The sequence below is a fragment of the Bradyrhizobium sp. genome (genome assembly GCF_049586575.1).
Classification (GTDB): Bacteria; Pseudomonadota; Alphaproteobacteria; order Rhizobiales; family Xanthobacteraceae; genus Bradyrhizobium.
Window position 1 is genome coordinate 1 of sequence record NZ_JBAVCF010000784.1, and the last position, 3845, is coordinate 3845.

Sequence of the window (3845 nt, forward strand, 5' to 3'; positions counted from 1 at the left end):
GGGTGCGGCAACGACCGGCACGGGTGCAGGCGCCGGCGCGGCTGGTGCCGTGGCGACGCGGGGCGGTTCCGCTGGCTTGGGGAATTCCTTGGGCGGTTCTGCTGCCTGTACCCGGGGGGTAGGCTCGCTGCCGCGCAGGCGCTCGATCGCCGCGCGTGCCAGATCGTTGGCGTCCGGGGTCGTGGAAGCCTCGACTGGCGCGGTAGTGGGAGGGGCAGCCACGACAGGCTCGGCGGCTGGTGCGGGAGCCGGAGCGGTCTTGGAAGCGGCCTTTTCGCGCGGCGGCTGGTGACGACGCGTCTCCGCCGCCGGTGCAACCGGAGGAATACTGGCGGTCTCGGAGGACCGATCAGCCTTGTCGTTGGCCTTTTCGACGGGCGCCTTTTCGGCAGCCGACTTATCGATCATGGCCTTTTCGGAGATACCCTTCGCCCGGACACCCGGCTCAAGCTTGTTGCCAAGGTCGGCCGATTTCTCGACCGGCTTCGAATCAGCCTTCGAAACGGCCTTTTTCGGCTCAGCCGTGGATATCGCTGCCGCGGTAGCGCCAGCCGCGGGCGTCTTGTTGTTAATGTAGTGATTGACGATGTAGGCGCCGAGGATGGTCGCAATCACCGACGGAAAAATGTCCATCGCAAATTTTGAAACCAGTTTCAGCATGCCGACCACTCCCGCGCGGGCTCAGATGCCCGAGATTTGAGGCAGATCGGTGGCAATTCGGTAAACGATGGGGTTATGGTTTCAACTCCACTTCCAGAAATACGATCTCGGATGCACTTTCGTTGAGCACATCATGTTGAACGCCAGCCTTACGGAAATATGACTGGCCGACCCCAAGCTGGGCTTTCGAGCGCTCGCCGCTAGGCGCCACAATTGTCATCTCGCCCGCGGTCACCGGCACGATAACATAATCCATCTCATGAGTATGGTGCCCCGTGGCGGTTCCGGGAGCGAGCCGCCATCGGGTCACGCGCACCTCCGGGGTGTCGACCTGGACATCCGACGCGGCGCTTTGCATTTTCGGCTTTTCTCCCGTTCAGGGAACGAACACCATGAACAAGAATACCGCAAATACCACAAGGTGGACCAGCCCGAAAAGGATGTTGGTACGGCCACTTCCCAGCGTCAGCAGGCTAAGCAGCAACGTCAAAACCAGCAGCACCATGTCCTGGGACGAAAGCCCCAGCACGAGCTGCTTGTCGAGCTCGTAGGCGGCGATCGCTACCGCGGGGATCGTCAGGCCGATGGTGGCGAGCGAAGAGCCAAGCGCAAGGTTAATGCTCTTTTGCAGATCGTTCCGGCGCGCCGCGGCGATGGCCGCGACCCCCTCCGGCATCAGGATCAACAGCGCCACCAGAATGCCGGCGAATGCCGGTGGTGCGCCGATCAGGGCTGCGCCGGCATCGACCACCTGGGAGAACTTCTTCGCCAGCAGCACCACGGCCAGGAGCGACACCAGCAACAGCCCCGCGCTGAGAAGGATCACCCTTTTCGATGCCTGCGGACCCTCATGGGCCGCGGCCGCCGCATCCGCGACGAAATAGTCGCGATGCCGCACCGTCTGCGTGTAGAGGAATACGCCGTAGAGCAGGATGGTAACGGTACTGACGAAACCGAGCTGGCCCGCCGAATAGATCGGTCCGGGCGTGGTCAGCGTATAATTGGGCATGATCAGCGTGATGGTCGCGAGCACCGCGAGAACGCTGAGATAGAGGCTCGATCCGCTGACCTGGATGTCCTGCTCGCGGTAACGCAGGCCGCCGGCCAGGATGCAGAGGCCGACCAGCCCGTTGCAGACGATCATCACCACCGCGAACACCGTATCGCGCGCCAGTGTGGTCACGGATTTTTCGCCGAGCATGATGGTGGCGATCAGTGCGACCTCGATGATGGTGACGGAGAGCGTCAGGAGCAGCGTGCCGAAGGGTTCGCCGATCCGCTCCGCGACGACTTCCGCGTGATGGACGGCCGCAAAGACCGTGCCGAACAGGATCAGGAGCAAGACGGCCGCGAACGCCAGCCCAGCGGGCGAAGGCGCAAACCGGTAGCCGGCTGCAGTCGCGGCTACGAACAGCAGAACCGCCAAGGCCGGAAATATCCAAGCCGATTTCGGCATCGCTCCGTGCAGGCTCATGGATCGCGACCTCGCAGGGCGCTCGCGGCCTCACATCGCCTTGACGATGTTCTCGGTGACTTTCTTGGCATCGCCAAGCAGCATCATGGTGTTGTCGCGATAGAACAAGGGATTGTCGATGCCGGCATAGCCGGACGCGAGCGAGCGCTTGATGAACATCACCGTGCCGGCCTTCCACACCTGCAGCACCGGCATGCCGTAGATCGGCGATGTCTTGTCATCTTCGGCGGCCGGGTTGGTGACGTCGTTGGCGCCGATTACAAAAGCGATGTCGGCCTGCGCAAACTCCGAGTTGATGTCCTCGAGCTCGAACACTTCGTCATAGGGAACGTTGGCTTCGGCGAGCAGGACGTTCATGTGGCCGGGCATGCGGCCCGCGACCGGGTGAATGGCGTATTTCACCTCGACGCCTTCCTTCTTGAGCATGTCGGCCATCTCGCGCAACGCGTGCTGCGCCTGCGCCACCGCCATGCCATAGCCCGGCACGATGATGACCTTGGAGGCGTTCTTCATGATGAAGGCGGCATCGTCCGCAGAACCTAGCTTGGCCGGCTTCTGTTCGCCGCTGCCCCCGCCGGCCGCCGCGGTCTCGCCGCCGAATCCGCCGAGGATCACCGAGATGAACGAGCGATTCATCGCGTGGCACATGATGTAGGACAGGATCGCGCCGGAGGAGCCGACCAGCGCGCCGGTAATGATCAGCGCCGAATTGCCGAGCGTGAATCCGATGCCGGCTGCCGCCCAGCCGGAATAGGAGTTGAGCATCGAGATCACGACCGGCATGTCGGCGCCGCCGATCGGAACGATCATGAGCACGCCAAGCGCGAGCGCGAGGATGGTGATGAGCCAGAAGTCGATCGCGCTGCCGGACGTCACGAGGCCGACGATGAAAAACACCAATGCCAGCGCGAGCACGATGTTGATGACGTGGCGGAACGGCAGGATGATCGGTGCGCCGCTCATCCGGGCCGACAATTTCAGGAACGCGATGACCGAGCCTGTGAAGGTCAAGGCGCCGATGGCGACGCCGAGAGACATCTCTATCAGGCTTTGCGAATGAATGTGGCCGGGTATACCGATGTCGAAGGCTTCCGGCGCGTAGAAGGCGCCGGCTGCGACCAGCACCGCGGCCATGCCGACCAGCGAGTGGAACGCCGCGACCAGTTCCGGCATCGAGGTCATCGGTACGCGGCGCGCGATTACCGCGCCGATGCTGCCGCCGATCGCAACGCCGAGAATCACCAGAATCCAGGCGATGCCATCGGCCGGCGGATGAGAGGCCAGCGTCGTCGCCACCGCGATCGCCATGCCGATCATGCCGAAGAAATTGCCCTGCCGCGAAGATGCCGGGCTCGACAGCCCGCGCAGCGACAGGATGAACAGCACACCTGCCACCAGATACAACACTGCGGAAAGATTGGCGCTCATCTCAGGTCGTCCCCCGTTTGCCTTTTCACCCCGAGGTGATTGCCGCTCACTTTGACTTCTTCCTGTACATCGCCAGCATGCGCTGGGTGACCAGGAAGCCGCCGAAGATGTTGACGCAGGCGAAGGTCAGCGCGACGAAGCCGAAACCGCGCGCCCAGCCGCTGCCGCTCGAGACCAGTCCGACGCCGACCGCGAGCAGCGCGCCGACCACGATCACCGAGGAAATCGCGTTGGTCACCGACATCAGCGGTGTATGCAGCGCAGGGGTGACCGACCACACGAC

The 3845-nt window shown here is 63.2% G+C and carries 5 protein-coding genes; all 5 read right to left on the minus strand.

Annotated elements, in window-relative coordinates:
* Positions 1-660, minus strand: a 660-nt coding sequence (locus WB528_RS28070; protein ID WP_423892660.1) for a hypothetical protein, incomplete at its 3' end; no start/stop codon positions are given.
* A gap of 73 nt (positions 661-733) precedes the next feature.
* Positions 734-1018, minus strand: a complete 285-nt coding sequence (locus WB528_RS28075) for a cupin domain-containing protein (protein ID WP_423892663.1) — start codon at positions 1016-1018, stop codon at positions 734-736.
* An 18-nt stretch (positions 1019-1036) separates the two neighbouring features.
* Positions 1037-2134, minus strand: coding sequence for a calcium:proton antiporter (locus WB528_RS28080; protein ID WP_423892665.1), 1098 nt, complete (start codon positions 2132-2134; stop codon positions 1037-1039).
* Positions 2135-2164: 30 nt separating this feature from the next.
* A complete protein-coding gene (locus WB528_RS28085; protein WP_423892667.1) occupies positions 2165-3562 on the minus strand; it encodes an NAD(P)(+) transhydrogenase (Re/Si-specific) subunit beta in 1398 nt (465 codons plus the stop codon).
* Positions 3563-3608: 46 nt separating this feature from the next.
* Positions 3609-3845, minus strand: a 237-nt coding sequence (locus WB528_RS28090; protein ID WP_423892669.1) for a proton-translocating transhydrogenase family protein, incomplete at its 5' end; no start/stop codon positions are given.